Source organism: Luteolibacter sp., from assembly GCF_058122085.1.
The window spans coordinates 1-26,539 of the sequence record NZ_JBIKBQ010000049.1; the positions used below are offsets into that span (position 1 = coordinate 1).

Here is a 26,539-nt window from a genome sequence, read left to right on the forward strand (position 1 = left end):
CCATTTCTCAAGCCACCATGACCAGCGCCAGTCCTACCAAACTCGATTTCGCCAACTCGCCCATCAACCAAGCGCTCACGACCGAGCGGAAAATCGAGCTCTTCTCGCAAATGGTTCGGATCCGCAGATTCGAGCAGGCCGGCCTGAAATACTACCAAGCCGGAAAAATCGGCGGCTTCCTCCACCTCTACATCGGCCAGGAAGCGGTGGCCGTCGGGACGATTTCCCTCGGCGGCGCGGACGACCATTTCATCACCGCCTACCGCGACCACGGCCACGCGCTGGCCGTCGGCATGGGCATGAACGAGTGCATGGCGGAAATGTATGGCAAGCAAACCGGCTGCTCGAAAGGCAAAGGCGGCTCGATGCATTTCTTCGCTCCCGACAAGAACTTCTGGGGCGGCCACGGAATTGTCGCCGGCCAGACTCCACTCGGCCTCGGCCTTGCCTACGGCCTGAAATACCTTGGTAAAGAAGGCTGCTGCCTTTGCTACCTCGGCGACGGTGCGGTCAATCAAGGCGCCTTCCATGAATCGCTGAACATCGCCGCCCTGTTCGGAATCCCCGTCGTTTACGTCATCGAAAACAACGGCTACTCGATGGGAACCTCGCAAAAACGTTCGTCCGCCTACAGCGGCTGCCTCGCCCAACGCGCCGAAGCCTACGCCATCGAATGGGACGTGATCGACGGCTCGGACATCTACGAGGTCCGCGCCAAGACCCACATCGCCATGGAGCGAGCCCGCAAACAGCACAAGCCGACGGTCTTGGAAATCGACACCTACCGCTACTACGGCCACAGCATCGCGGACGCGAACCACAAGAAATACCGGACGCCCGAGGAGATCGAGAACTACAAACAGAACCATGATCCCATCGCCGTGTTCCGCCGCCGTCTCATCGAAGAGGGCGTTTTGACCGAGGAAAGCGCGACCGCCATCAACAAAGCCGCAGCCGACGAGGCCGCCGCTTCCGTGAAATTCGCCGAAGAATCGCCCGCCCCGACGATCGCGGACATCAGCACCGATGTTTACTGGGAAACCGACCACAACACGCCGGCGTCCCAAATCGGCCGCCATTTCTTCAACGATTGATCCATTCCGAAAATCCATTACTTTTCACCATGGCACTGACCCTCGATCAATTGGAAGCCGAAGCCGCCAAGCTCAATCCCACCGAGCGCGCCGCGCTGCTCGATCGGCTTCACGAGCTTGACGAGCTGTCCGATCCAGAGATCCGTGCCGCTTGGAATATTGAGATTCTTCGCAGAATTCGTCAGGTTGATTCCGGCCAAGTCCAACTTCTGGATGGTCCGACCGTGATCGCCGAACTCCGCAATAAGCACGATCTATGACTTTTCGCTTTGAACCGGATGCACGCGTCGAACTGGAGGAAGCGATTCAATATTACCAACAACGAAATGAAGAAGTCGCACAGCATTTCATCACAGCCGTCGAAAACGCGATTTCGCGAGCAATGGCCAATCCGCTGATTTACCGCCTTCAACAAAACCAATATCGCTTCTGTAAAAACGACGTTTTCCCATGCCACTTGGTATTTCGTTTTAAGGAAGATCAGATCGAAATTTTCGCCATCGCCCATACTTCACGCAAACCCGGCTACTGGAACCACAGAGCTTCATAAATTTTCATCCATTACCCCATCTATGTCCCGTATTCTCACTTACCGAGAGGCCCTCCGCGAGGGCCTTGATGAAGAACTCGCCCGCGATCCGAACGTCGTCCTGATGGGCGAGGAAGTCGCCCAATACAACGGCGCTTACAAAGTCACCGAGGGCCTCTGGAAAAAATGGGGCGACAAACGCGTCGTCGATACCCCGATTTCCGAAGCCGGCTTCATCGGCATGGGCATCGGCGCCTCGATGCTCGGCGTTCGTCCGGTGATGGAATTGATGTTCTGGTCGTTCCATTCCGTGGCCTTCGACCAACTCGTCAGCAACGCCGCCTGCGTCCGCTACATGTCCGGCGGTTTGTGCAATTGCCCGATCGTCGTCCGCGGCCCGGCCAACGGAGGCACCGGGGTCGGTGCCACCCACTCGCACATTCCGGAAGGATTGTTCGCCGCATTCCCCGGTTTGAAAGTCTGCGCGCCCGCCACCCCGGCCGACGTCAAAGGCCTGATCAAAGCCGCCATCCGCGACAACGACCCGGTCTATGTCATGGAAAACACCCTGCTCTACGGCACCACCGGCGAAGTTCCGGACGCTGCCGATGGAGATTTTGTGATTCCGCTCGGCCTCGCCGACATCAAACGCGAGGGCTCGGACGTCTCACTCATCGCCCACGGCCGTTCCGTCATTCACTCCTTGGCCGCCGCCGAAATCCTCCAAAGCGAACACGGCATCAACGCCGAGGTCCTCGACCTCCGCTCAATCCGCCCGCTCGATCAGGACGCCATTCTCAAATCAGTGATGAAAACCAACCGCGTCGTCCTCGTTGATGAGTCCAAGCCCTTCGGCGGAGTCTCAGCGATGGTCGCCATGCTGATCCAGGAACACGCATTCGACTACCTTGACGCCCCAATCAAGCGCGTCTGCTCGATCGACGCCCCCGCAATTTATTCACCACACATTGAGCATGAACAACTTCCAAATCCTCGACGGATTGTGGACAAAGTCCTGACCTTGGCTTGATTCGGCATATCTGAATTCGAAAGATGCTCAAATCCGATCGGTCTTTTTGGTTGCCAAGCCCGCTCCCGTTCCTAGCATAACCGCTATGTTCACCCGTTTTACAATCATCATCACTGCCGCTGCTCTGGCTCTCAGCCTCACCTCGTGCTGCTGCCTGTAAATTTGCCTCATTTCCTCAATCCATTAATCACCATGAAAAACCTGCTCCTACTCGTTTCCCTCGCCGCCGTTTCACTCGGCTTCTCCTCGTGCTGCTCGATGTTCGGCACTGGCAGCAGCCAAACCGCCGGCTACCGCACCGAGACCCGCCAAGTCAAAACCTGCGGTTACGACATCGTCACCAAACAAGTGGTCACTCCGGGCGATTCCAAAAGCGGTAAGGGCGGAATGGTCCAAACCATCGAGGAAAAAGTGCCTCGTTACAAAACCGTCACGAAAAAAGTCCGTATCCCTTGCGGACAATGCGCCCGTTTCTACTGCCCGAAAAAGGACTGCTGCGGCACCACTTCGGAATCCACCATGCGGTTGGCCAGCGCCCAAGGCTCTGTCGGCAGCCCAAACATCGGCCTGATTCCAACGATGAAGCCGCTCCCGCTCGGTCCGGTCGTCGTCAAACCCTAATCCGGTCACTGGATCATTTTCAAAGCGCGGAGGAGTCCTGAACTCCCCGCGCTTTTTGTTTTCGTAAAAAGACTGGAAATGCCCTGACATTTTCCCATTCTCACCCCGACTCCACCACCTATCAACACCATGTCTGTGAACATCGAAATGCCCAAACTCTCGGATACCATGACCGAGGGCACCCTCGTCAAATGGCACAAACAAGTCGGCGACTCTGTCGAAATCGGTGACATCCTCGCCGAAATCGAAACCGACAAAGCGACCATGGAAATGGAAGCATTCGATGACGGCGTCATCACCGAAATCCTGATCCAAGAAGGAGAAAAGGCCCCGATCGGTGGAGTTCTCGCCGTGCTCAATGGAGATTCCGAAGCGGTCCACACGCCAGCTCCTCAAGCCGCAGCGGCCGCCGTTGTCGCTCCTGCGAGCGTGGCTCCCGCATCAAAGCCTGCCGCTCCCGCACCACCAGTTCCTGCCAGCGGAGACCGCGTCAAGGCGTCGCCGCTCGCCCGCAAGGTCGCCGCCGATCTCGGTGTGGACCTTTCCACCATCACCGGTTCGGGCCCCGCCGGCCGCATCGTCGCAGAAGACATCCAAGCCGCCGCCTCTCCCGTCAAAACCGCTGCCGCCGCCCCCTCGTCCGAAGCCTCCGCCGCAGCCGCTCTCGCAGCATCTATCAAATCCAAAGCGGCCGCTCCCGCCCCCGTCCCGGCCACCGCACCCCAGGCCATTGTTCCAGCAGCCAAGGAAGGCGACGAAATCATCCAGCTCAGCTCGATGCGCAAAATCATCGCCTCGCGCCTGCTCACTTCCAAGACCACCATCCCCCATTTCTATCTGCACGTCGAGGTGGACGCCGCGCCTCTGATGGCGCTGCGGGCGCAGGTGAATGAACAGGCGGGAAAAACCCACGGCAACAAATACTCCGTCAACGACTTCATTCTCAAAGCCGTCATCAACGCCGCCGAAACCGTGCCGGCCGTCAACGCCTCCTTCGCCGGCGACCACATCGTGAAATACAAACACGTCGGCCTGTCCGTCGCCATCGCGGTCGAAGACGGCCTGGTCACTCCGGTCATCAAACAAGCCGAGTCCAAATCGCTCCTCGCCATTTCCCGCGCTGTCAAGGACTTCGCCATCCGCGCCAAGGACAAGAAGCTCAAACCCGATGAATTCGACGGCGGCACCATCACCGTTTCCAATCTCGGTGCCTGGGGGATCGAATCCTTCGACGCGATCGTCAACCCACCGCAAGCCGCCATCCTGTCCGTCGGTGCCGCCCTCGAAAAACCCGTCGTCAAAAACGGCCAGATCGTCCCCGGCCTCCGCATGAATCTGGGACTCTCCTGCGATCACCGCGTCGTCGATGGCGCGGTCGCCGCCCAGTTTCTATCCGAGGTCAAGAAGCTCATCGAACAACCTGCCCTGATGCTGCTCTGAGCCTCCGGAGTTCCCCTCGCGACCCCGACTCCAACCCGACCATTCAAAGCCTCCCAGCGTTTTGCTGGGAGGCTTCTTTCTTGAAGGATCATCTGTTCACGAAGCTACTCGAACAGGATCAACCCGCACAATTTCCTCCCTTCTCTTCTTGATGATTTCTTCATTTTTGAACTTATAAGATCTTCTTCTTCATAGTGTGAACAAACCGGGAAATTGCTTGTTCCCCAGCGTAACCATGCGGGTTCCACGGCACGAACAAACTGGGCACGGCGCTGTATAAAACCGGAATGACCTCCTGCCTTTTGAAGTCCAAGAGGGTTTCGCCCATCCGTTCCGATGTTATTCCCAGCATTTCCCCGTGTTTTTGAAAATCGTCGAACTTGCGAGACTCAAGCGAACCGTCGCACCATCGGCGCACGTGAAACACTTGGTCATCACAGGAGCCGGAGGTGGTTTGGGAAAAGCGCTCGCAGCGGTTTTCGCAGAGTCCGGCTGGGAAGTTGGGGCACCGGATCGCAACGCACTTGATGTGACTGACGCAGCAGCCATTGGAAGCTACTTTGAGTCTAGGCCGCTTGATTTGCTCGTGTGTGCTGCTGGGATCATCCGGGATGCTCCTTTGGGCCGCATGCGGGAAAATCAGTGGAACGAGGTTCTCGCGGTGAACTATCAAGGCGCTGCGGATTGCGCGGCTGCAGTCTTACCTGGAATGATCCGACAGGGACATGGTCACGTCGTTTTCATTTCCAGTTATTCCGCGCTTCATCCAGCGGCCGGCCAAGCCGCTTATGCCGCGTCCAAAGCGGCCTTGCTCGGGTTGGTCGCCGATCTGGCCGCCAGACATGGACCGTCGAATATCCGGGTCAACGCCATTCTGCCGGGATTCATGGAAACGCGGATGACCCAAACCGTGTCTGACTCGCGGAAAGCCGAAATTCAAGCAGACCACGCTTTGGGCCGCTTCAACGCTCCCGCGGCGGTCGCCAAATTCATCCGCTATCTCCACGAGGATCTCCCCCATACCTCCGGTCAGGTTTTCCAGCTGGACAGCCGGGTTTCGCGATCAGAATGAATTTCAAAGGGTGGACAAATAAAACCTCGAACACCAACCCCTGAAAACCAGATGAAAATCACCAAGAACAAATTCGCCAACGAAGAAGTGGTCCTTGATTTCCACGAATACGAAGGCTGCGAATTCACCAACTGCCGCTTTGTCGTCCTCGGCTACGGTCCCTTCGCCCTCAACCAATGCGAGATCACCAACTGCGAGTTCACCTTCGCCGGCCCGGCCGCCAGCACGATCCAGACGATGTCCACCATCTATCACAACATCGGCGAGCAAGGCAAGCAACTCATTGAGGGCACCTTCGACCAGATCCGCAACGCGGGCGCGAACAAGCCTGCCTGAGATCAATTTAATTGAAATACATGCCTGGTTCGGGTGGTATTCCAAGTGGTAACAAGCCCTCACACGATTCCAACCGGCCATGCGTCATATTATTCTTCTCCCTCTGTTCGTCGCCCCGCTTTATGCGGTGCAGCCACTTGAAATCCAGTTCGACCGGATCGCCACCGGCGGCAAGGAGGTAAGCTCGGCCAAAGAATTCGGTGTCTCCGACGCCTCGCTCGCCTCCAACTGGGAAAGCCACGCGCAACCGGTCGGCAACGGCCGCATCGGAGCGATGGTCTTCGGCAGCCCGCTGCGGGAACGCATCCAGTTCAACGACAGCAGCCTGTGGACCGGCGGCGCGAACCCGTCCGGCGGCTACGACGTCAACGAATTCGGGTGCTATCAGAATTTCGGCGACTTGTATCTTGAAATGGAAACCGGCTCCCCGCCGGAAGGACCCGCTCCCGAAGGATTTTCAAGAACCCTGAACCTCGCGGACGCCGTCCATCGCACCGTTTGGAAACAAGCGGGAACCACCTTCACCCGCGAGGTTTTGGCCAGCCATCCGGACCAGGTCATCATCGTCCGAATCACCGCCGACCAACCCGGAAAAGTCGCCGGAAAGCTCAAACTAACCGGAGCTCATGGCGAGACCAGCACGACCCTCGGCACCGCCACCGCGTTTTCCGGCACGCTTGCCAACGGTCTCCGCTACGCCGCGCGCGTTGATGTGTCATGTGACGGCGGCAAGGTGACGAGCTCCGGTGACCAGGTTTCCTGGTCGGGGAACTCCGCCACTCTCGTGCTCGCCGCCACCACCGATTACGCGCTCGATCCGGCGAAAAATTTCCGTTCAGGCGTCGACCCCGCCGAGACGGTCGTCAAACAGGCCGCCGCCGTGGAGGGCAAAAATTACGAGGCCCTCAAGGCGGCGCACATCGCGGATTTCCAATCCCTGATGGGCCGCGTCGATCTCGATCTGGGTCCGCCACCTGTTGGAAAATCCGTCGAGGACCGTTTGGCCGCGTACAAGGACGGCGCCGCCGATCCGCACCTCGAGGCGTTGATGTTCCAATACGGCCGCTACCTGCTGATCTCAAGCTCCCGTGGATTTCTGCCGGCGAACCTGCAGGGCCTGTGGAACGACCGCAACAACCCCCCCTGGTATTCCGACTACCACACGAACATCAACCTCCAGATGAACTACTGGCTCGCCGAGCCCGCCAACCTGACCGAGTGCGTGCGGCCGCTGGTCGATTGGACGGTCGCGATGATCCCCGGGAGCCGCACGGCCACCTTGAAGGAATTCGGCGAGAAAACGCCCGGCTGGACGATGCGCACGTCCGTGAACATTTTCGGCGGAAACGGCTGGAAGTGGAACCTGCCCTCCTCCGCGTGGCTCGCCCAGCATTTCTGGGACCACTACGCGTTCACCGGCGACAAGGCCTATCTGGCGGAAACCGCATGGCCCGTCCTGCGTGACGTTTCGGAATTCTGGCTCGATCACCTCGTCGAAAAGGACGGCAAGCTCGTCGTGCCGCAAGGCTGGTCACCCGAGCACGGCCCGCGCGAAGACGGCGTGGCCCACGACCAACAGATCGTCTGGGACCTTTTCACCAACCTGCTCGACGCGTCCAAGGCGCTCGGCAAAAAGGATGCCCTCGTCGAAAGAACCGCCGCCGCCCGCGAGAAACTGCCAGGTCCGAAGATCGGCTCATGGGGACAGATCATGGAGTGGACCACCGAGCGTCCGGAGCTTGAAAAGTCCGGCCACCGCCACACCTCGCACCTCTTCGCCGTCCATCCCGGCCGCCAAATCAGCCTGACCGGCACGCCCGATCTGGCAAAGGCCGCGGCCGTTTCCCTCCAGGCGCGCGGCACCTCCGGCGACTCCCGCCGCTCCTGGACCTGGGCGTGGCGCACCGCCTTGTGGGCGCGTCTCGGCGAGGGCGCAAAGGCCAGCGACATGATCCGCGGCCTGCTCACCTTCAACACGCTGCCCAACCTCTTCACCTCGCACCCGCCGTTCCAGATCGACGGCAACCTGGGCATCACCGCGGGCATTTGCGAGACCTTGCTCCAGTCCCATGCGGATGAGATTTCACTTCTTCCCGCAGTCCCTCCCGGATGGAAAACCGGCAGCGTGAGCGGTCTCAAGGCGCGTGGAAATTTCGGCGTCGATGTGCGATGGCGGGACGGCAAGCTCACCGCCGCCACTCTCCGCTCGGAATTGGGCAACCCCGTGGTCCTCCGCATCCATGGCAATCCGGCAGCCATCACGCTTCAGGAAAAATCCGGCGGCAGCGCCCGGCTCACCGCTCAGGACGGCGTCTTCCGCTTCCCCACCACCACCGGGACGCAGTATCAGATCACTCCCGAGTGATCCTGGCGAACGGTTGGAAATTTCGTCGGTTCTTCCAACAACCGGGAGCTTGCACCGGAACAAGCCCTCGGGCATGTTTCACTTGTGACTCGAAAATTGCGCATCGCTTTTGCAGCGCTCCTCGGATTTCTATCCGAGGGCCCCACGCGCGCGGACGAGCCGGTCGCCATCGCCGCCACGCCCAAGGTGGTGGTGATTCCGATTCGCGGCCAGATCGCGAAGCCCGAGCTCTACATTCTCCGCCGCGGCTTGAAGGAAGCCATCGAGGACAAGGTGGACACCATCGTCCTCGACATGGAAACGCCCGGCGGCTCGCTTGAAGTCACCTTCGAGATGCTCAAGGCGCTCGGAAAATTCCCGGGAAAAACGGTGACTTACATTAACCGCGAGGCGATTTCCGCCGGTGCGCTCATTTCCGCCGGCACCGATGAAATCTACTTCGCGCCCGACGGCATCATCGGCGCGGCCGCTCCCGTGCTGGCCACCGGCATGGAAATCGAAAGCACCATGCGCGGGAAAATCGTCAGCTACCTCAAGGCCAGGGTCCGCTCGATGTCCGAGGGCAAGGGTTATCGGGGGGAGGTGATTTCGGCGATGATCGACATGGAATCCGAACTCAAGATCGGGGATGAAGTGATCAAACAAAAGGGGGAGCTGCTATCACTAACCGCGCAGGAGGCCGTGAAAACCTACGGCGATCCGCCGCAACCGCTGCTCGGCGCGGGAATCGCCGAAAACCTCGAAGCCTTGTTGGACCGGCTCCATGGCGCGGGAAACTATTCGGTCAAGACCCTCGAAGTCACGTGGTCGGAAAGACTGGCGCAATATCTCACCCGGATCACTCCGCTGCTGCTCGGGCTCGGGCTGGTTTGCCTGTTCATTGAGTTCAAGACCCCCGGATTCGGAGTGTTCGGGATTTCCGGAATCACCCTGCTCGGCTTGGTCTTCTTCGGCCAGTTCGTCGCGGGTCTTTCAGGACACGAGCCCGTCCTGTTCTTCCTGCTAGGCCTGGCCCTGGTCGCCGCCGAGCTGTTCTTCTTTCCGGGCGTGATGCTGCTGGCGGTGTCCGGGGCCGCCTTGATGTTAGGGTCGCTGGTGTGGGCGATGACCGATCTCTGGCCCAGCGAGCCGATTCCGATTTCCGGCGACGTGTTCGTGATGCCGTTGGTCAACGTCCTGTCTGGAGTGGTTCTGGCGGTGCTGCTGTTCGCCGCCCTTTTGAAATACCTTCCCAATGGCGGACTGTGGGACCGGATGGTCCTCAACGCCGCCGTGGGCGGCGAGCCGGTGGCGGCGCGTCCGTTGACTGGAGACGGAGAAGCCAGCGCCGCGGACTTGGTTGGCAGGACCGGCATCGCCGCCACCGCGCTCTTCCCTAGCGGGCAGGTGGACATCGGCGGCAGTCGCTACGAGGCGCGGCTCGCGATGGGTTTCGCGGAGGCGGGCACGCCGGTGATCGTCACCGGGCTTGCGGAATTCGGCCTGATTGTGGAGGTTTTGTCATGACGTTGATCATCCTGCTTTTTGTCATCGGGATTCTGCTCATTGCCGTGGAGGTGATCGTGCCCGGCGGGATTCTCGGCTCGATCGGGGCGTTGATGATGTTCGGCGGCTGCGTCATGGCTTTCCTGGAATACGGAACCGCTGGTGGAATCACGGCCGCCATCGCGGCCTTTGTGATCGGTGGCCTCGCGATCTTCCTCGAATTCCGCATCCTGCCGAAAACCAAGCTGGGCAAACGCGCCTTCCTCACCCGTGAAATCACCGCGGTCAGCGCGGCCCTCGGCAAGGAGGCGCTTGAGCTCGTGGGCAAATCCGCCGAAGCGCTCACCATGCTCTCGCCCAGCGGCTATGTCCGTGTCGATGGCCGCCGCTATGAAGCTTTCTGCCAGTCCGGCCAGGCGCCCGCAGGTTCCGCGCTCGAAATCATCGGCGCGGACAATTTCCGTCTCATTGTCACTCTCACCAAGAACTAACCAAATACCACCGCCATGTTTCCCACCATTATCCTCGTCGTCATCGCCATCGCCGGCATCTTGCTTGCTGGAATCATCCTCTCCTTCTTCAGCGTCTGGCTCCGCGCCTGGCTTGCGGGCGCTTACGTCGGATTCACCGAGCTCGTCGCCATGCGGCTCCGCCAGGTGCCATACGGCATGGTGGTCGATGCGCGGATCACCGCGAAGAAGGCCGGCATCGAGATTCCGATCAACGACATTGAAGCCCACTTCCTCGCCGGCGGAAACGTCATCCCGTCCATCCAGGCGCTCATCGCCGCACAGAAAGCCGGCATTGCATTGGATTGGAACCGCACCTGCGCGATCGACCTCGCCACCAAGGGCTCCGGAAAAAGCGTTGTCGAAGCCGTCCGCACTTCGGTTGATCCGAAAGTCATCGACTGCCCGAACCCCGCGTCCGGCCGCACCACCATCGACGGCGTGGCCAAGGACGGCATCCAGGTGAAAGTCCGCGCCCGCGTCACCGTCCGCACCAATCTCGACCGCTTCGTCGGCGGTGCGAAGGAGGAAACCATCATCGCCCGCGTTGGCGAGGGCATCGTCACCACCATCGGTTCCGCGGAATCTTACAAGACGGTGCTCGAATCCCCGGACTCGATTTCCAAAGTCGTCCTGCACCGCGGCCTCGATGTGGGCACCGCCTTTGAAATCCTCTCCATCGACATCGCGGACGTGGATGTCGGTGAAAACGTCGGTGCCCAGCTCCAGGAGGCGCAGGCCGAGGCGAACAAGAACATGGCCCAGGCCCAGGCGGAAATCCGGCGCGCCGCCGCCGTCGCGCTTGAACAGGAAATGGTCGCCCGCGTCGCAGAAATGAAAGCGAAGGTCGTCGAGGCGGAGGCCCAGGTGCCGCTCGCCATCGCCGAAGCGTTCCGCAGCGGCCGTCTAGGCGTGATGGATTATTACAAGATGGAAAACGTCAAGGCCGACACCCAGATGCGCACCAACATCTCGAAACCCGAAGGCACCTGATGAAACCTAACCCAAAAAGTCATGAACTGGATCTTCGATAACTTTCAAATCGTCGTCCTCGTCCTGCTAGGCGTGGGCTCGCTGGTGAAGAGCGTGCTCGAAGCCAAAGCCAAGGCGGCCCGGGAGCGTGAGGAAACCTACCATCCCGAGGACGTCTTCGCGCCGGATGAAGACTACGGCGAGCCGCAGCGGCGGACCATGCCATCCGTGCCGCCGCCCTTGCGGCAAGCGGGATATGAGATGGAGGCGGCCTCTGAAGCCGCCAAGGCCCTCAAGCACCAGCAAGACCTCGCCGAGCGCCTGCGCCAGATTCGCGAGACCAAGGCCACCACCACCGGCGGTGCCGCGGCGACCCGCGCGCGCGTCGCGGCCAAAGGGGTGGCGAAGTCTGCGGCGCAAGTTCCGGCAAGTATCCGCGCGCGCCTGCGGGATCCCGTGGAAGTGCGCCGCGCCTTTGTCATGCGCGAGATACTCGATACCCCTGTCGGCCTCCGCTGAGTGGAAACATGATCGCCGTCGAATCCACTAACCAAGGCCTGTTCCGTCCTCTCGAAACTCGTGAAATCACCATACTTTCTCATCGCCACATTGCTCCTCACGCTAGCAGGACTCCATGCGGCCCAGCCGCTCAACATCCTGTTCTTCACGCCGCATGTGGACCAGCTCGCCGCCGAGGGCCGGCGTTTCGAGCATGCCTATTCCACCGTCGCCGTCTTGCCAGCCGGTGCGCCAGACCATGTTCACCGGCCTTTACCCCCACCGCAGCGGCTCGATGGGGTTCTTCCCGGTCAAACCGGAAGTCCGCACGCTCAATGAACAACTGCGCGACGCCGGCTACCTGATCTCCCGATTCGGCAAGGGCAAGCACCTCCAGCCATCGGAGAAATTCTGCTCGGAAGTGGGCGACGACACGATCAGCCGCCGTCCGTCGAAACTCGCCGAGGTCACGCGCATGGTCCTGCGGAAAGCGCGCGAACAAGGGCGGCCGTTTTTCCACAACGTCAATTGCTACGACCCGCACCGCCCGTTCATCGGCATGAAAGGCTCCGACGACCTCGCCGAAGGTGAGCCGCCCAGCCGCTATATCAAAACGGAGGAAATCACCGAAGTCCCCGGCTTCCTCGAAGACCTGCCCGCCATCCCGAACCTCGACGGCCGCTCGTTCCTGCCCGCGCTCAAGAGTGAAAAGATGACCGGCTGGGACCAGGTCTTCACCGTTTACAACGCCGCCTTCGGCAACAACTGGCTGCCGATGCGCTGCATGCGCACCAGGGATCGCTTCGCCGCCGCCTTCGCCCACCGCGACAGCAAGGAACTCGTCCCCGCCGTCCTCGAAAAAATGAAACAGGAATATGACGGCAAGAAGCCGTAGGACGCACCCGTCCTTTTCCCTTCAACCTGTAATCCGCAGCTGGAAGCGTGGGTTGCTCCCGCCGAGCGGATTACAATCGCCTCCGAGCAGCGCAGGACATCGTCAAGGCAGGTCTTCCGCTTGAATCCGCGATGCGATTGCCCACCAACCAGGAAACCGCGGTTCTGATTTCCCAATGCGATCATGAGGGTGCCACCGCGAAGACAGCCCGTTCACGGCGAGGTGAGCTTGAATTTCCCGATTCCACGTTCCGCCTTGCTTCATCGCGGCGGATGCCCTTCTCTCCGCCCGCATGTCCTCACTTCCTACCGCTGACCTCCTGGCGCTCGACACGGCTGGCTTGAAAAGCCGCCTGTCGAAACTCAGGAGGTATCTTTGACGTCCCGAAACTCGAAAACGAAATCAACACGCTCGAGGAGGCGATGGGCGCGCCCGAGTTCTGGAACGACTCGGACAAGGCGAAATCCATCAGCTCCAAGGCCGCCGGGCTGAAGAAAAAGCTCGAAGGCTTCCTTAAGCTCGAAGCCCGCGTGGCGGACATCGATGAAGGAATCTCCCTCGCCAAGGAATACGATGACGCCGACCTCGCCCGCGAGGCGATCACCAACGCGAAGAGCCTGGAGGCTGACATCCGCTCTTACGAATTGCTGACGTTGCTCGACCAGCCGAGCGACATTTCCCCTTGTTTCCTCGTGATTTCCGCCGGCGCGGGCGGCACGGAAGCGTGCGATTGGGCGCAAATGCTCCACCGCATGTACACCCGCTGGGCCGAGCGAAAAGGCTACACCGTCGAGACGCTCGACTGGCAGGACGGCGACGAGGCCGGCCTGCGCACCGCGACGTTGAAGATCACCGGCGACTACGCCTACGGCTTCCTGAAAAACGAACGCGGCGTCCATCGGTTGGTCCGGATTTCCCCCTTCGACTCCGCTGCCAAGCGCCACACGTCGTTCGCCTCGATCGACGCGACTCCGGAAGTTTCCAAGGAAATCAAGATCGAGATCAACGAGAAGGACATCGAGATCACCACCACCCGCTCCGGCGGCAAGGGTGGTCAGAACGTCAACAAGGTGGAAACCGCCGTCATCCTGCGCCACCTTCCCACTGGCATCCTGATCCGCTCCACCGCCGCGCGGACGCAGGGCGCGAACCGCGAGCTCGCCTTCGACATCCTCAAAGCCAAGCTCTACACGATCGAGGAGGACAAACAAAAAGCCGAGGCCGACCGCGCCTACGGCGAAAAGGGCGACGTCTCGTGGGGGAACCAGATCCGCTCCTACGTGTTCCAACCCTATCAGAAGGTCCTCGACCTCCGCACCGGCGAGGAAACGAACAACATCCAAGCCGTCATGGACGGCGATCTCGACGCGTTCATCGAAGCCAAGCTCCGCGGCAAGATCCGGGTGAAGGGCGCGAAGGACGAGGACGATTGACCGAGGTCCTCAGCGACTCGACCCGCCGCCGGCTCTGTCTGATCTTCATGATCGTGTGGAGTTTGCGTGAGCCGCACCGTGGCGGCGATCACCGGTCGCCGCGAGTTTCCTCTTCATGATCGGCTTCGCCCTCTCGTGTTTCATATTTTCCGGAGTCTTGCCGAGCCCACAACTTCTTCCAGTGTCTGTGGGGATATGAAAACCATCATCGACCTGCCCGACGCCGTGTTTCTGAAAGCCAAAAACCTCGCCATGAAGCAGGAAATCACACCCATGGGCCGACGATCCGACCCGTCCTGATCACTTCCGCTTCTTCACCGCCTTCTTTTGCTCGAAGCTCACCGCCTTCGGATCGAACGCCTCGGGATCGTAGCCGGGATGCGCCCACTCGATTTCGCCGTGCAGCGCCTGCATGTATTGGAAGGTCCCGCCGAAATCCTCCGGCGGGCAGGCGCGCTCGCCTTCGAGCACTTCCGGTCCGCCTTCACCAGCGGCCCATTTTTCAAAGACGATCTCATGGATCCACTCGTCAGCGAAATCATAGCGGTAAAGAATCCGGATCGGCAGCCGGCGTTTCCCGAGGAAACCCTTCACCTTCAGCACCGCCTCGTCCTGGAACTCGCCCGCCGTCTGGTCTTCCAGCCCGATCGGGCCGATGACATCGACGAGCCGCTTGCCCTTGCCGTGGCGGAACTCGTGCGGGCTCTTGTTATCCCAGCCCATCACCGACTGGATCGCGTCGCTGAACTCGATGAAGGTGATGTCCGCGGAAATCGAAAAGCGCCGCCAGATCTGCGGTTGGATCCCGTAGAGAAACACCTTCACCACCACCCGGTTTTCGTCCTTTGCCTTCGCCATGCCGCGAGCTTGTGAACGCTGCGCGGAAAAAATCAAATCGGAATTCGTGCGGATTTCCGCCCGCCCACCGCCATCAAAAATCACCGCCAACAAATCCCTTGGCAGGACGCGCCGCCGCGCTACCCTCACCGACACTCCCAATGATTCGTTTCCTCTCCGCCTTCGCCGTAATCGCGCTCGTCCCGTCCGCTTTTGCCAAACCCATCGACTCGTTGCTTTCCGCCGATAATCTCTGGGCGTAAAAGCCCGACGAGTTTTTCGCGGCCGCCGCCCAGCTCGACTACAAATGGACTTCCGCCACCCGCGACTCACTGCGAGTGGCCGGGATGGAGCTCACCGCCTACGGCCTCCCCGCCGTCGAAAGCATCGCCCGCTTCAAGGACGGAAAACTAGCGGAAATCACGGTCATGCTCTATGCCCGGGGTGATGCCGGGGAATTGGCCAAAGAAAAATTCGACGCCCTCGTCCGCACGTCCGCCGAGACGCTGGACAAGATCACAAAGACCAAGTTCACCCTGCGGGGGAAGGATCCAAAGAACGCGGTGAAAGCCGACGGATTGATCTGGCAGACGGACCAGGCGCACTACCTCCTCGAGTTCAGTTTCACCAAGGAAGTGAGGACCCGCGACATCCCGTTTCGCGCGGAATTCGTGAGGCTGGAAATCACGCCGCCGGATCCGGACTGGGGCCGAGTCGCCTCGGTGAAAAGCACGTCATCCACGAAATTTGACGGCGCTGCACACGTCAAGCGGGACACCACCAGCGGCGACGTCTGGCTCGGGGATGTCCCGATGGTGGACCAGCAGGAGCTCGCGCAGGCGGCTAACAGCTCCGCGGAAGGTGGCACGAGCAGCAGTGCGATGCTCGGCGTCCTTAAAAAACTCAGCACCCGTCTCAAGGTGCGCGTGCGGGAAGTCGAAAAATCCGACGTCAAACAAATCCTCGGACTCATCAGCGATTACAATCGAGCCGCCAAACGCGCCGACGCCGCGCCCCTGCCCGAGCAGGGCAGCATGATCGACATGGGCGAAATCTATCGCGCGATGAACGTGGACGTCCTCCGCGAAGTGCGGACCAAAAACAAATCCGACCTGACCCGCTTCCAGCGCGCCGTCCAGTCCCACATCGACGAGGGAACTCCCCTGTTATGGACGGTGATGCTCGGCAAAGTGCCCGAACCCCGCATCCCGCAAAACGCGGGCGGCCACATGCGCTTGATCATCGGCTACAACCCCAAAACCGCCGAAATCCTCTTTTCCGACTCGTGGGGAGCCGGCCACGAACTCAAGCGCATGTCCACCGCCGACGCGTGGACGATCACGACCGGCGCGACGAGCATCGAGCCGTTTTAAGGTCCGTTGTTCGCACCCGCCAAAGGCTCGTCGCCGTCAAATTTACCGCTTTGCCATTTCGCGGAACGGCGATAGCCTCTCGCTTTTCCCGCGATTCCATGCCCACTCCCGATCTCTACGCGAAACACGTGCTGCCCACCTACGGGCGGTTCCCGCTGGTCCCCGTGCGCGGCTCCGGCTGCCGGCTCTGGGACGAGACCGGGAAGAGCTACCTGGATTTCTGCATGGGCATCGCCGTCTGCTCGCTCGGCCACTGCCACCCGCGGCTGGTCGAAGCGATCCGCCACCAGGCGGGCGAGCTGATGCATGTTTCCAATCTCTATCAACACCCGCTCCAGGCCGAGCTGGCGGAGGAAATCAACGAGCACCACGTCCGCCTTCCCGGAAAAATCTTTTTCTCCAACTCCGGCGCCGAGGCGAACGACGGGCTGATCAAAGCCGCCCGCCGCTTCGGCCTGAAACGCCCGCAGCCCGACGGCTCGCAGCGCTACGAGGTGCTCACGTTCTTACAATCCTTCCACGGCCGCACGCTCGGCTCGATGGCCGCCACCGGCCAGGCGAAAATCCAGGAAGGCTTCGATCCGCTGCTGCCCGGCTTCCGTCACCTGCCGTTCAACGACATCGCCGCGCTCGAAGCCGCCATCCGTCCGGAGACCGCGGCCATTCTGTTGGAGCCGATCCAAGGCGAAGGCGGCGTGAACTGCGCGACGCCGGAATTCATCCGCGCGGTCGCCGGAATCTGTGAGAAACACGACCTGCTGTTGTTTTTTGACGAGGTCCAGGCTGGCTTCGGCCGCTGTGGCGACGCGATGGCCTGGCGCATGATCGCTCCGGAAATCGAGCCCGACGGCATTTCCTGGGCCAAGGGCATGGGCGGCGGCGTGCCGATCGGTGCGTTCTGGCTCAGCGACCGCGAGATCAGCCATGACGGCACCACGCTGTCTTCGTTGCTAGGTCCCGGCTCGCACGGCTCCACTTACGGCGGCAACCCGCTCGTCTGCGCCGCCTCGCTCGCGGTGCTCAAGGAAATCCGCGAGCAGGAACTGCCCATGAACGCTATCCTCCAGGAAGTCCGCATCCGCGAAACCGTGCGCTCGTGGAAGCTCCCCGTCGTCACCGAAGTCCGCGGCCAGGGCCTGCTGCTAGGCATCGCCCTCGACCCCGCGCTCATCCCGACACCGGAAGGCAAAACCCCCGCGCTGGTCATCGTCAGCCGTCTGATGGAGCGCGGCCTGATCGTCCCGCCCGCCGGACCGAACACCTTCCGCCTGCTGCCTCCGCTCAACGTCACCGACGACGAGGTGGACGAGGCGCTGGTCACCATTCACTCCGTGCTTGCCGAGTTCTAAATCATTTACTTTTCATGCAACATCTCCTCTCCATCGAGCAACTCAGCGCCAAGGAAATCCAGCGCTTGCTGGACTCCGCCGCGCATTTGAAACTGCAGCGTGGCCGCGAAGGCCAGCCGCTTGCCGGGCAGACCTGGGCGCTCATTTTCACCAAGTCGTCCACCCGCACGCGCGTCTCGTTCGAGGTCGGCATCCGCGAGCTCGGCGGGTTCCCGATGTTTCTATCCGGCAACGACATCCAGCTCGGCCGCGGCGAGCCGATCAAGGACACCGCCCGCGTGCTCGGCCGGATGGTGCACGGCACGATCATCCGCACCTTCGCCCAGCAGGACGTGGTTGATTTCGCGGAGTTCTCCGGCATCCCGACGATCAACGCGCTCACCGACGACGAGCATCCCTGCCAGATCCTCGCCGACCTTCTGACCATCCAGGAAAAGCTCGGCACTTGGGAAGGCAGGAAAGTCGCGTTCATCGGCGACGGGTTTTCCAACATGACGATCTCCTGGATGTGGGCGGCCAAGCGCCTCGGTTTCGAGCTTGCCGTGGCCTCGCCCGTTTCCTGCCAGCCACCTGCGGAGTTTCTCGCGAAACTCGATGCGCCCAACGTCAGCATCACCACGGACCCGGCGGTCGCCGCCGAGGGCGCGCACGTGATCAACACCGACGTCTGGCTTTCCATGGGCCAGGAAGGGCAAAAGGAAAAGGAGCAGGAGTTCGCCGGCTTCCAGGTCGAGGCCGGACTGCTCGCGCACGCCGTGCCGGGCCACATCGTCCTCCACTGCCTGCCCGCCTACCGCGGCAAGGAAATCAGCGAGGAAGTGCTCGAGCTCCACGCCGACACGATTTTCCAACAAGCGGAAAACCGCCTTCACGCGCAGAAAGCCGTCCTCGTCGCGCTCGCCCGCTGAAGCCGCCCGTCACCACCACACCCGCGAAACCGCCTCGATCCCGCCGTGGCACGCCAGCGACCATGCCAGCACGCGCCGCCGGCGGGCTAATCCAGTGGCATGATCTTCGCGGGCATCTCCATGGCTTCAACTTTACGAAAAGCCTCTCTCAGATCGTCTTGATGAATCGCGGCCCACTCAGTGACAAGCCCCCTGGCTCTCGGCGGGAACTGCCCTTCGATAAACGCAAGGGTTTCAATATCGACAACCGCCTTACGCCCGGCGTAAAGCGCGTGAAAATGAGGCGGCGAGTGATCGCCGAAATACATCTGGATGACGATGCCGTAAAATCGTGAAAGCTCAGGCATGGGCGTGTAGCTGGCGCAATGCGGGAAAGACGTCTTCAGGTCGCTTTCCGGTCAGCTTCATATAGAGCGCATCCGGGCAAAGGTCGATTTCTCCAGGCCATTCGGGATGCCCGTCATTTGTAAGGATGACCTGCTCGAAAAACCCGGGTTCCAACCATGCGGCAAAAATCCCGCGTCCCGCGAACGATGACAAATCCACTTCTCCGCAAGCCCCGTCTTCAAACCGGAGGAATAGCTTGTAGCCGTCTCTGGGGGCTAACTCCATGAGTCTCATGCGGATGAAGCTACCGCGGACCCTCCGGTTTGTCGAGACCCCCATTTTGAAGCGTTTCAAAGTGACTTCGCTCAATCTGCTTGACCGGGCCAAACCCGAAAGCCCATGGATTCGAAATGACGGTCAAAGCCAAAGATCCGCTTCAATCCCGCTCGCTTCATCAGAACGGCCGAAATGCAGTCGGTGAACGACACCCCTTGATCCGCGAACTTTCGCATCAAGACCAGCGCCTTGGCCCAGTCCTCTTCGCCCGCACGGAGCCACTCAATGCCCGAATCCATGGCGTCCTGCCCCCACTGCGCTGCAAAAGCGTAATGGCTCCGCCCGGCAATCAGTGTTACGGACTCGCCGAGGATATGTGCAGAAGAAACGAGCCGATACCCGCGTTGTCCCACCTCGCTCCAGGATTGCCGCGCGATCGCGTGAAACTGATCCCCGGCGATTTCGAAGGCGTCGCCCAGAATCAGGGTGTTCACTGTGTGGCCGAGCGTGAGCTCGCCGATTCGCCGGCAGAGCCTGCCACGCTCACTCATATTGTGCCTTGCCCGTATCCGGCCCCGTGTGCGATGGCCCATTCATGAGCGAAATCATTTTCGAAGTGCGTGAGGACGAGATGGACGGCGGTTTCGTCGCCATCGCTCTCGGTCATGCCATCGCCACGCAGGGCGTGACCCTCGAGGAACTGCGGGAGATGGTGCGCGATGCCGTGCATTGTCATTTTGCCGATGGCGAACCCGGCCCGATGCCGAAAATCATCCGTTTGCACTTTGTGCGTGATGAAGCGATGGCGGTGTGAAAATCCCACGCGACATCAACGCTTCCGATCTCATCCGCGCGCTGCGGGTGCTGGGTTATGAGCGCACGCGGCAGGACGGCTCCCACATCCGCCTGACGACCACCGTTGGTGGGACGCATCACGTCACGGTTCCCGATCATCGCCCGCTGAAAACCGGCACCTTGCCGGGCGGCGTCTTGAAACCCGTAGCCGCCCACCACAATCTCACCATCGAGAAATTGCTCGAAAAGATCGGTTTGTAGGCCTTCGGGAAGTGGTTTCATCAAAATTACAAGCCGTTGATTTTTTCCGGCAACCCTCCTCCATTTGTCTGGTGAAGACGTTCCTGGACGAAAGCTTTCAACTCTCCGGGATACCAGAACCAGTGCGGAGAGGATTCTTCTTCCGGCGACGATAGGCAGTCCATGGCGGTTGAATCCATTGTGAAAGCCCATACGTGCGAGGGCGCGTTTGATCGGATTTTGGGCGATAAACTTGTCACCGCCGAACCCCCGTCGACTGGCAGATCGCCCACGGTTTGCTTGATGAAGAGCACCTGCTCGGCGCGGGGCGGGTGACCGGCTTTGTCAGTTCATCCTCGAGGAAAACGAGATTGTCGCCGTGCCCATCTGGTGTGCCGCGGCATGGCATCTCCAAGACCGCGACACCATCATCGGCTGGGATCCGGTCAGAACCTCGCGCTGACGCGCAACGCCCTGTTGGCGATCATCCCGTTCGATGAAAAGAACAACCTGCCTTCCTTGGTAGTCGATTACCAGGATCGCAAGCAACTGGCCATCGATCTGATCTTGAAAGCAAGGCCGTTCCCATGACCTCTCCAGCCAAACGCCCTGGGTTGGGCGGATTTCGTTCGCATTTTTGACAGAAGGAGTCGGGAAATGTGATTCCCAACCCAGAGCCATCGTCGGAAGCTATTCTACGCCGTCGTCCTTACCGATGAAGCGCGCTGTGTATTCGGGATCAAGTGTTCCGAAAAGCTTGTCCCAGAACAGCGTGTAGAATCCGAAGTTGTATTTCGGATGCTCATGATGTTCCGCATGAAAGGTGGATGTCCCGATCAGCCGCAGAAGCGGCACCGACCGCAGGTTTCGCGGGAAGGGCTCGACTCCCGAATGGCCGAGCGTGCCGAACAGCACGTTGAGCGAAAGGTAGGCGACGAGTCCCCCAAAGGTCATCGGGTAAAGCACGAGGAAAGCGATCATCAGCCCGCCGAACCCGGCAACCTCCAACGGATGGAGCACGAACAAGCTGATAGGGTTGGTGGTCTCGTGGCGGTGGTGGAACCGGTGAACGAGACCAAACCAGCGGGGGTGGTGCGCCAGGCGGTGGAAGACATACATCCCGAAGTCCATGAACATCACCATCAGAAAGCAATCCAACAGGCTTGTCGCAAAACCGCCCGGTCTTAAAACGACCAGGCCTTTTGTCCAGAGCCACCATCCCGCGATGGACACGCTTGCATTCAAGGCGACGGAGGAAAGCGCCGCGGCGATTTCCAGCGGTCTCATGGGCTCCCATCGGTCGAAGATCCGCCGTCCTTGGAACAGCCGGCCCAGCAGCCTCGACCCGGTGAAGATCGCCACGTTCGCCAGCAGGAAGAATTGTCCCGCTTCGAATGGCGTGGCGGCTTTGAGTCGATCGAGCATGGATGGAGGAGGATCTTTTCCCGATAAAGCATTGAAATCGTTTGGTGCTGGTTGACCGGTCGACCTCCGACACCGCCTGTCTGCACAAACGTTTCAAATCGACCAACGCCATGAGTAAACAGACAGGGATGCAGGCCTAGGCACCAGCCGGGATTGAGGATTTTAACGGGATTCCCCAGGAGCGGCTCCGTGGCATCGTGCGCGAGGGCCTCCAGGCGATGTTCGAGCAGGAGTGACCTCGCTGGGGGCGAAACTTGCCGCCCGACTGCGAGCGTTCATCTCCGCGTCGAGCGCCTCGATGCTTGGGCGCTTGCTTCCCGGAACGGGGCCCCGAAGGCGAGGTCCATGGCGATGGAATGCGGTAAGAAATGTCCGGTCTGTGACAAGGGGCGTGGAGCAATCCGCAACGACATGGGCTATCTTGCAAAAGGAAGGGGAAGGCGTCTTTCAATCGAGGGCGCATCCTCCTTTCGGCCAGCACGGAAAAACACCGAACTAACAAACATCATGAAGACCAACGTAATCAGACTAAGGCAACTCGGCGGCGGCGTGGTTGCGGCCTTGTTGATATCCAGCCAGACGGCTCCTGCCGACAACCTGCCTGCCAGCGTGGTCTGGGGCAAAGTCGTCAACAATCAGAGCATCATTCCCGGCACCGACGCGAAACCGTTCAACAGCTACAACCAGCCGTCTTTGAATACGGCTGGCTACGTGGTGTTCCGGGCGCGTAGCAAGGGGCCGCAACCGGTGAGCGGCATCTACGCGAGGAACATGCTGGCAGCGGGCGAGACCATCCGGATTGCGGACCGCTCCACCAAGGTTCCCGCTCCGAACAACCTCGCCTCGGAATTCAACGAGTTCCCCTCGATTCCGCGGATTTCGATGAAGTCTCAAACCATGGCCACGCGTGGAAACTCCCAGCCTGTCTGGACCTATCTGGTGAACGGCACGGATACCAGAGCGGGCACCAACGGGATCTTCCTTAATCCGGGCGGAACACTCATCACTGGCGTCGGCTTGCTGGGGGCGGTCCCGTGGACGGAAGCTTCGGTGCTTGGGGTGGACTATTTTCCTTACATGGCGGTCCCCGGGGTGAGTCCGGTAACTCGCTTTGACGTCTTCCCCGGCTCCCCGGCACTTGCCGCTGGCGATTTGATCGTCTTCAAGGGGAACTACACCCTGGCGGGAGAAGGAAAGACCGGGGTGTTTTTCCGTGATCCGGTCAGCGGCGACGGAGTCTTGCCCGTGCAGACGATCGCCAACAGCAGCACCGTGATTCCGAATCTTCCAACAGGTATCGCCGGTGTGCCCTTCGGTTCGACGGCTCCCCCGAGCGCGGCGGGAGGCCTGGCGGTGTTCGCCGGTTTCGATAACGAGGGTTCACCGACCTACGGCGGGATTTATCTCGCGCCGCTCATTCCCACTCCCCCGCTCACCACCGTGATTGGCATCGGCGACCCGGTTCCGGGTGAGAGCGAGGCATCCTTCAACCGGTTTGGCGAAGCCTTGTCCTTCGACGGTCGTTATGTCGCCTTCTGGGGGGCGTGGGGTCAAGAGACAGTCACCCTTTGGCTGGATTGTCCGACGGATGGAAATGCCGACGTGCTCGCCTATTGCAGGGAATTCTTCGGAGACAACTATCCGGTCACAGTGCCGGCGAACCAAGGCATCTTCGTGGCCGATACCAAGACCGGCGTTGTCCATCGTGTCGCCCGGACCGGCGAATATAATTTCGCCGACTTTGTCTATTGGAACTTCTCGGGCAAGCCTCCGGGTGTCGGGGGAAGTGACGAGGGTGATGACGGCGAGCCTCCCCGGTGGCGCTCGACTTCATTTATCGCCGTCTCAGGTGGCCCTAAGGACACTTTCATGGTCGCCTTCAAGGCCAGGTCAGGCGCAGTCGATCCGGTGGAGCAAAATTACCTCAATCCAGTGGACGGCATCTATCTAGCGGACACTTCGTCGGTCGCCACGCTTCTAGACACCACCATGTACGGCCAGCCGCTGGACCCGGCCGCACCTGAGGGATCGAAAATTTCGACTCTGGGAATCGAGCGCGAATCGTTCCGCGGTTCATGGCTTGCCATCACGGCGGGCATGGTCGAGTCGGTTTCGGAAGCAAGCATGGCGGGAATCTACGTCAGCAAGATGTATACCCGGGTTCCATTGGCAGAAGTGCTTGCCGGGAAATACATCGTCGATCCGGAACTGGCTGAGAAAAAACCTTCTCAGGTCACGATGCACAAAAGTGGAAAATACTCCGGCCAACTTTTCATCGACGGCTTGAAGTATCTCCTCAAGGGCACCTTGAACAGCGCTGGAGAGGCGACCCAGGAAATCAGCACCGGGCAGAATATCCTGCTTGTGAAAGTCGTCGCCGCGGAAGTCAGCGGAGTCCGGGTGCTGGACATCACTGCCATCGGCGGAGGCGTGAACTATAACAAACTCGCCGTTTACAGCGAGTAATCCAAAATGAGAACAACTCCCGCCGGTGTCCTCATGTCAGGAGACCGGCGGTGAGTTGTATCCTCCCACCTGCGGTAATACCGGGCCTCGTTGTTCCTGAAGGCTGCCGCCCTCAGGGAGCCGCGACTTTGGCCGCTGGCTTTCCGGTTAGCGCGGTGAAGGCAGCCTCGGCCATTTCGCCGGCGCCTTCGGCGTTGGGATGGACGCGGTCGGGGAGGAGCTGGGGCTTGTCGGCGAGGGCGGCGTGCATGTCGATGACGCCGAGTTTCATCTCCGCGGCGAGCGCGTCGAGGCGTGGGATCTGCTCATTCACTCCGGCTTCATTGATGCCGAAGTTGCCGGGCTCGGGCACCGGGCATGGGCGGCAGAGATAGACGCGCGGCTTGCTTTCGAGGGCTTGGAAGGATTTCACGAGCTCGGTGTAGTCGGCGACGAATTCCGCCTCGTGTTTCCAATTCTGCGGCTTGGTGTCATTGGTGCCGAGCATGATGACGACGACGTCCGGCTTGAAGGCGAGGGCTTTCTGGTAGGCCGCTTCTTTCCAGTAGGGGAAATCGCCTTTTTTCAGGAGCGTGCGGCCACTGACGCCGAAATTTCCAACCACCCATGACTCGCCGAGCAAGCCTTGGAGTTGGGTCGGATAGGACTTTCCTTTCTCCGCGCCGGAGCCTTGCGTGATGCTGTCGCCAATGCAGGCGACGCGGACGGGGGCTTTGAAAGACGCCGCGACGATGGGCGGCAGCGGCTCGGCAGCCATCGCGGCCGGCATCAGGAAAGTTGCGAGAACGAGCGGGAGACGGCGGGTCAGGGTCTTGGTGGTCATGAGCGTGGCCGCAGTGAAATGGAAACGAGGCGCCGGGTAAACGCCTCATTTCCGGCGCGGGCGGCGGTTAGTTTTTCAGGACGATCCGGTGGCGCGCCTTGCCGGCGCGCAGGTGGTCGAGCGCGGCGTTCACGTCCTTCATCGCGAAGGTCTCGGTGACGGGCGCGATCTGGTGGCGGGCGCAGAAATCCAACATTTTCGCCACGGTGGCGGGCGAGCCGAGCGGCGAGCCGGAGATCGACTTGCGGCCGCCGATCAGGGAGAACGCCGCCACCGGCACCGGCTCGAGCACGGCTCCGACGAAGTGCAGCCGCCCGTCCGGCGCGAGCGCGGCGATGTAGGAATCCCAGTCGAGCGCGACGTTCGCGGTGACGAGGATGAAGTCGAACGAGCCGGCCAGTTTCGCCAGCGCCGCCTTGTCACGGGTGCCGACGACGTGGTGCGCGCCGAGTTTCCGCGGCTCATCCGCCTTGGACTCGCTGGAGGTGAACGCGGTGACCTCGCAGCCCCATTTGTTCAAAAACTGTAGCGCCAGGTGGCCCAGTCCGCCGATGCCGATCACGCCCACGCGGTCGGTCGGCTTCACTCCGAAATCGGCGATCGGCGCGAACACCGTGATGCCGCCGCAAAACAGCGGCCCGGCGCTGGCGGGATCGAGCGCGGCCGGCAGCTTGATCGCCCAGCCCCAATCCGCCCGCACCCGGTCAGCGAATCCGCCGTGGCGGCCGACGATCATCTGCTCGGCGCTGGAACAAAGGTTGTGTTTGCCGGAAAGGCAGGGCTGGCAGGAAAGACAGCTGCCGGAAAACCAGCCTAGCCCGACCCGGTCGCCGACGGCAAGGCCCTTCGCCTGGCCACCGACCTTCTCAATGATGCCGATGACTTCATGGCCGGGCACCAGCGGATAGGTCGAGTTTCCCCAGTCGTTGTTCAGCATCGAGAGATCCGAGTGGCAGATGCCGCAGGATTCGATTTTCACCTGCACCTGTTCCGGCCGCATCTCGCCGGGGTTGAATGCGAGTTCCGTGAGTGCCTGCCCCGATCGCGTCGCCGCCCAGCCGTGAAATGTTTCCGTCATGCGCGGACGATGGCGCGGAAAACTCCGGGCGCAAAGTCGGAATGGGTGGAATCCGTCTGCGGCTCCTGCAGCCACTCTCTGGCGCATCCCGGAAGTCCGGAACCGGCGGCGGAATACCCGCCCGTCCCTCCTTTTCAGACCGGTCAGTTTGCCTGCGGTTCAGTTGGTAGCGTGGCCGCGTGCCCCCGGCTCCGCCACAGGGCGGTTGCCCGGAAATCAGCCATGGTCGATGTTCATTGGCGATTTAAGAAAATACTATACATTGGCCTCCGTTTTGGCCGTTTCAGCCTGCCATGGAAACACTGATGACCAAATCCGCCCTCGTTGTCGACCACCTCGTCCTACGCACCGCCACCGAGGACG

Annotated in this window: 28 protein-coding genes; 21 read left to right on the forward strand and 7 right to left on the reverse strand. The window is 60.8% G+C overall.

Features of this window, described 5'->3' with window-relative positions; all coding sequences use genetic code 11:
• Positions 1-17 precede the first annotated feature (17 nt).
• The 15 genes from pdhA to prfB all read left to right on the forward strand — a co-directional run bounded on the left by pdhA (position 18) and on the right by prfB (position 14,279).
• Positions 18-1,094 carry a pyruvate dehydrogenase (acetyl-transferring) E1 component subunit alpha gene (pdhA, locus tag AC4DF4_RS09050; RefSeq protein WP_490047825.1) on the forward strand — a complete coding sequence of 359 codons (1,077 nt, stop codon included), beginning with the start codon at positions 18-20 and terminating at the stop codon, positions 1,092-1,094.
• Positions 1,095-1,123: 29 nt separating this feature from the next.
• Positions 1,124-1,354 carry an addiction module protein gene (locus tag AC4DF4_RS09055; RefSeq protein ID WP_490047798.1) on the forward strand — a complete coding sequence of 77 codons (231 nt, stop codon included), beginning with the start codon at positions 1,124-1,126 and terminating at the stop codon, positions 1,352-1,354.
• Positions 1,351-1,644, forward strand: a complete 294-nt coding sequence (locus AC4DF4_RS09060) for a type II toxin-antitoxin system RelE/ParE family toxin (RefSeq protein WP_490047799.1) — start codon at positions 1,351-1,353, stop codon at positions 1,642-1,644. Before AC4DF4_RS09055 ends, AC4DF4_RS09060 begins: the two co-directional genes overlap by 4 nt.
• Positions 1,645-1,666: 22 nt before the next feature.
• Positions 1,667-2,653 carry an alpha-ketoacid dehydrogenase subunit beta gene (locus AC4DF4_RS09065; protein WP_490047800.1) on the forward strand — a complete coding sequence of 329 codons (987 nt, stop codon included), beginning with the start codon at positions 1,667-1,669 and terminating at the stop codon, positions 2,651-2,653.
• A 192-nt stretch (positions 2,654-2,845) separates the two neighbouring features.
• Positions 2,846-3,274: a hypothetical protein gene (locus AC4DF4_RS09070; protein ID WP_490047801.1), complete on the forward strand. Its 429-nt coding sequence runs from the start codon at positions 2,846-2,848 to the stop codon at positions 3,272-3,274.
• 147 nt (positions 3,275-3,421) lie between these two features.
• On the forward strand, positions 3,422-4,714 hold the full coding sequence (locus AC4DF4_RS09075; RefSeq protein ID WP_490047802.1) for a dihydrolipoamide acetyltransferase family protein: 1,293 nt from the start codon (positions 3,422-3,424) through the stop codon (positions 4,712-4,714).
• A gap of 364 nt (positions 4,715-5,078) precedes the next feature.
• Entirely contained in the window at positions 5,079-5,786 is a 708-nt protein-coding gene (locus AC4DF4_RS09080) for an SDR family NAD(P)-dependent oxidoreductase (protein ID WP_490047803.1), read from the forward strand.
• Positions 5,787-5,837: 51 nt separating this feature from the next.
• Entirely contained in the window at positions 5,838-6,122 is a 285-nt protein-coding gene (locus tag AC4DF4_RS09085; protein ID WP_490047804.1) for a hypothetical protein, read from the forward strand.
• Between the two features lie 79 nt (positions 6,123-6,201).
• Positions 6,202-8,487: a glycosyl hydrolase family 95 catalytic domain-containing protein gene (locus AC4DF4_RS09090; protein ID WP_490047805.1), complete on the forward strand. Its 2,286-nt coding sequence runs from the start codon at positions 6,202-6,204 to the stop codon at positions 8,485-8,487.
• A 96-nt stretch (positions 8,488-8,583) separates the two neighbouring features.
• Positions 8,584-9,993: an NfeD family protein gene (locus AC4DF4_RS09095; RefSeq protein WP_490047806.1), complete on the forward strand. Its 1,410-nt coding sequence runs from the start codon at positions 8,584-8,586 to the stop codon at positions 9,991-9,993.
• Positions 9,990-10,463 (forward strand): NfeD family protein, encoded by a 474-nt coding sequence (locus AC4DF4_RS09100; RefSeq protein ID WP_490047807.1) that lies wholly within the window; start codon positions 9,990-9,992, stop codon positions 10,461-10,463. Before AC4DF4_RS09095 ends, AC4DF4_RS09100 begins: the two co-directional genes overlap by 4 nt.
• Positions 10,464-10,478: 15 nt before the next feature.
• Positions 10,479-11,474: a flotillin-like protein FloA gene (gene floA / locus AC4DF4_RS09105; protein ID WP_490047808.1), complete on the forward strand. Its 996-nt coding sequence runs from the start codon at positions 10,479-10,481 to the stop codon at positions 11,472-11,474.
• Positions 11,475-11,495: 21 nt separating this feature from the next.
• Positions 11,496-11,972, forward strand: coding sequence for a hypothetical protein (locus AC4DF4_RS09110; RefSeq protein ID WP_490047809.1), 477 nt, complete (start codon positions 11,496-11,498; stop codon positions 11,970-11,972).
• Between the two features lie 193 nt (positions 11,973-12,165).
• Positions 12,166-12,846, forward strand: a complete 681-nt coding sequence (locus AC4DF4_RS09115) for a sulfatase-like hydrolase/transferase (RefSeq protein ID WP_490047810.1) — start codon at positions 12,166-12,168, stop codon at positions 12,844-12,846.
• Positions 12,847-13,138: 292 nt separating this feature from the next.
• A protein-coding gene (gene prfB / locus AC4DF4_RS09120) for a peptide chain release factor 2 (protein ID WP_490047811.1) occupies positions 13,139-14,279 on the forward strand; the annotation gives its coding sequence in 2 pieces (ribosomal slippage) (positions 13,139-13,216 and positions 13,218-14,279; 1,140 coding nt in all).
• A gap of 300 nt (positions 14,280-14,579) precedes the next feature.
• Here the strand turns inward: prfB and AC4DF4_RS09125 are convergent.
• Entirely contained in the window at positions 14,580-15,137 is a 558-nt protein-coding gene (locus tag AC4DF4_RS09125; RefSeq protein WP_490047812.1) for a plasmid pRiA4b ORF-3 family protein, read from the reverse strand.
• Between the two features lie 326 nt (positions 15,138-15,463).
• Here AC4DF4_RS09125 and AC4DF4_RS09130 point away from each other — a divergent pair, with 326 nt between their 5' ends.
• The 3 genes from AC4DF4_RS09130 (at position 15,464) to argF (ending at position 18,746) form a co-directional block, all read left to right on the forward strand.
• Positions 15,464-16,489: a C39 family peptidase gene (locus AC4DF4_RS09130; protein ID WP_490047813.1), complete on the forward strand. Its 1,026-nt coding sequence runs from the start codon at positions 15,464-15,466 to the stop codon at positions 16,487-16,489.
• A 98-nt stretch (positions 16,490-16,587) separates the two neighbouring features.
• Complete coding sequence (locus tag AC4DF4_RS09135; protein WP_490047814.1) at positions 16,588-17,838, forward strand: aspartate aminotransferase family protein; 1,251 nt, start codon at positions 16,588-16,590, stop codon at positions 17,836-17,838.
• A gap of 14 nt (positions 17,839-17,852) precedes the next feature.
• A complete protein-coding gene (gene argF / locus AC4DF4_RS09140; RefSeq protein WP_490047815.1) occupies positions 17,853-18,746 on the forward strand; it encodes an ornithine carbamoyltransferase in 894 nt (297 codons plus the stop codon).
• 86 nt (positions 18,747-18,832) lie between these two features.
• On the opposite strand, the gene AC4DF4_RS09145 is transcribed toward argF, so the two are convergent.
• Genes AC4DF4_RS09145 through AC4DF4_RS09155 form a run of 3 tightly spaced genes read right to left on the reverse strand, consistent with a single transcriptional unit; the run spans position 18,833 to position 19,843 of the window.
• The gene (locus tag AC4DF4_RS09145) at positions 18,833-19,093 is read right to left on the reverse strand and encodes a DUF4160 domain-containing protein (RefSeq protein WP_490047816.1); all 261 of its coding nucleotides are present in this window, start codon (positions 19,091-19,093) and stop codon (positions 18,833-18,835) included.
• Positions 19,086-19,427 (reverse strand): DUF2442 domain-containing protein, encoded by a 342-nt coding sequence (locus tag AC4DF4_RS09150; protein ID WP_490047817.1) that lies wholly within the window; start codon positions 19,425-19,427, stop codon positions 19,086-19,088. Before AC4DF4_RS09150 ends, AC4DF4_RS09145 begins: the two co-directional genes overlap by 8 nt.
• Positions 19,428-19,438: 11 nt before the next feature.
• Positions 19,439-19,843, reverse strand: a complete 405-nt coding sequence (locus AC4DF4_RS09155) for a type II toxin-antitoxin system VapC family toxin (protein ID WP_490047818.1) — start codon at positions 19,841-19,843, stop codon at positions 19,439-19,441.
• A gap of 101 nt (positions 19,844-19,944) precedes the next feature.
• Between AC4DF4_RS09155 and AC4DF4_RS09160 the strand changes: the two genes are divergently transcribed.
• A complete protein-coding gene (locus AC4DF4_RS09160; protein ID WP_490047819.1) occupies positions 19,945-20,163 on the forward strand; it encodes a type II toxin-antitoxin system HicB family antitoxin in 219 nt (72 codons plus the stop codon).
• The gene (locus AC4DF4_RS09165) at positions 20,160-20,405 is read left to right on the forward strand and encodes a type II toxin-antitoxin system HicA family toxin (protein WP_490047820.1); all 246 of its coding nucleotides are present in this window, start codon (positions 20,160-20,162) and stop codon (positions 20,403-20,405) included. Before AC4DF4_RS09160 ends, AC4DF4_RS09165 begins: the two co-directional genes overlap by 4 nt.
• A 669-nt stretch (positions 20,406-21,074) precedes the next feature.
• Here AC4DF4_RS09165 and AC4DF4_RS09170 read toward each other — a convergent pair.
• Complete coding sequence (locus AC4DF4_RS09170) at positions 21,075-21,809, reverse strand: sterol desaturase family protein (RefSeq protein ID WP_490047821.1); 735 nt, start codon at positions 21,807-21,809, stop codon at positions 21,075-21,077.
• Between the two features lie 507 nt (positions 21,810-22,316).
• On the opposite strand from AC4DF4_RS09170, the gene AC4DF4_RS09175 reads away from it, so the two are divergent.
• On the forward strand, positions 22,317-24,275 hold the full coding sequence (locus tag AC4DF4_RS09175; RefSeq protein WP_490047822.1) for a hypothetical protein: 1,959 nt from the start codon (positions 22,317-22,319) through the stop codon (positions 24,273-24,275).
• A gap of 112 nt (positions 24,276-24,387) precedes the next feature.
• On the opposite strand, the gene AC4DF4_RS09180 is transcribed toward AC4DF4_RS09175, so the two are convergent.
• Together AC4DF4_RS09180 and ahr are read right to left on the reverse strand one after the other, a co-directional pair.
• The gene (locus tag AC4DF4_RS09180) at positions 24,388-25,098 is read right to left on the reverse strand and encodes a GDSL-type esterase/lipase family protein (protein ID WP_490047823.1); all 711 of its coding nucleotides are present in this window, start codon (positions 25,096-25,098) and stop codon (positions 24,388-24,390) included.
• Positions 25,099-25,165: 67 nt separating this feature from the next.
• Positions 25,166-26,176 carry an NADPH-dependent aldehyde reductase Ahr gene (gene ahr / locus AC4DF4_RS09185; protein ID WP_490047824.1) on the reverse strand — a complete coding sequence of 337 codons (1,011 nt, stop codon included), beginning with the start codon at positions 26,174-26,176 and terminating at the stop codon, positions 25,166-25,168.
• Positions 26,177-26,539 lie beyond the last annotated feature (363 nt).

Excerpts from the sequence above, each read along its gene's own strand:
- AC4DF4_RS09180 (WP_490047823.1), bottom strand. The coding sequence starts at position 25,098 with ATGACCACCAAGACCCTGACCCGCCGTCTCCCGCTCGTTCTCGCAACT.
- ahr (WP_490047824.1), bottom strand. The coding sequence starts at position 26,176 with ATGACGGAAACATTTCACGGCTGGGCGGCGACGCGATCGGGGCAGGCA.
- AC4DF4_RS09065 (WP_490047800.1), top strand. The coding sequence starts at position 1,667 with ATGTCCCGTATTCTCACTTACCGAGAGGCCCTCCGCGAGGGCCTTGAT.
- AC4DF4_RS09110 (WP_490047809.1), top strand. The coding sequence starts at position 11,496 with ATGAACTGGATCTTCGATAACTTTCAAATCGTCGTCCTCGTCCTGCTA.
- AC4DF4_RS09130 (WP_490047813.1), top strand. The coding sequence starts at position 15,464 with ATGGAGCTCACCGCCTACGGCCTCCCCGCCGTCGAAAGCATCGCCCGC.
- pdhA (WP_490047825.1), top strand. The coding sequence starts at position 18 with ATGACCAGCGCCAGTCCTACCAAACTCGATTTCGCCAACTCGCCCATC.
- AC4DF4_RS09090 (WP_490047805.1), top strand. The coding sequence starts at position 6,202 with ATGCGTCATATTATTCTTCTCCCTCTGTTCGTCGCCCCGCTTTATGCG.
- AC4DF4_RS09055 (WP_490047798.1), top strand. The coding sequence starts at position 1,124 with ATGGCACTGACCCTCGATCAATTGGAAGCCGAAGCCGCCAAGCTCAAT.
- AC4DF4_RS09160 (WP_490047819.1), top strand. The coding sequence starts at position 19,945 with ATGAGCGAAATCATTTTCGAAGTGCGTGAGGACGAGATGGACGGCGGT.
- AC4DF4_RS09135 (WP_490047814.1), top strand. The coding sequence starts at position 16,588 with ATGCCCACTCCCGATCTCTACGCGAAACACGTGCTGCCCACCTACGGG.
- AC4DF4_RS09100 (WP_490047807.1), top strand. The coding sequence starts at position 9,990 with ATGACGTTGATCATCCTGCTTTTTGTCATCGGGATTCTGCTCATTGCC.
- AC4DF4_RS09085 (WP_490047804.1), top strand. The coding sequence starts at position 5,838 with ATGAAAATCACCAAGAACAAATTCGCCAACGAAGAAGTGGTCCTTGAT.
- floA (WP_490047808.1), top strand. The coding sequence starts at position 10,479 with ATGTTTCCCACCATTATCCTCGTCGTCATCGCCATCGCCGGCATCTTG.
- AC4DF4_RS09075 (WP_490047802.1), top strand. The coding sequence starts at position 3,422 with ATGCCCAAACTCTCGGATACCATGACCGAGGGCACCCTCGTCAAATGG.
- argF (WP_490047815.1), top strand. The coding sequence starts at position 17,853 with ATGCAACATCTCCTCTCCATCGAGCAACTCAGCGCCAAGGAAATCCAG.
- AC4DF4_RS09060 (WP_490047799.1), top strand. The coding sequence starts at position 1,351 with ATGACTTTTCGCTTTGAACCGGATGCACGCGTCGAACTGGAGGAAGCG.
- AC4DF4_RS09170 (WP_490047821.1), bottom strand. The coding sequence starts at position 21,809 with ATGCTCGATCGACTCAAAGCCGCCACGCCATTCGAAGCGGGACAATTC.
- AC4DF4_RS09175 (WP_490047822.1), top strand. The coding sequence starts at position 22,317 with ATGAAGACCAACGTAATCAGACTAAGGCAACTCGGCGGCGGCGTGGTT.
- AC4DF4_RS09145 (WP_490047816.1), bottom strand. The coding sequence starts at position 19,093 with ATGCCTGAGCTTTCACGATTTTACGGCATCGTCATCCAGATGTATTTC.
- AC4DF4_RS09115 (WP_490047810.1), top strand. The coding sequence starts at position 12,166 with ATGCCTATTCCACCGTCGCCGTCTTGCCAGCCGGTGCGCCAGACCATG.
- AC4DF4_RS09125 (WP_490047812.1), bottom strand. The coding sequence starts at position 15,137 with ATGGCGAAGGCAAAGGACGAAAACCGGGTGGTGGTGAAGGTGTTTCTC.
- AC4DF4_RS09070 (WP_490047801.1), top strand. The coding sequence starts at position 2,846 with ATGAAAAACCTGCTCCTACTCGTTTCCCTCGCCGCCGTTTCACTCGGC.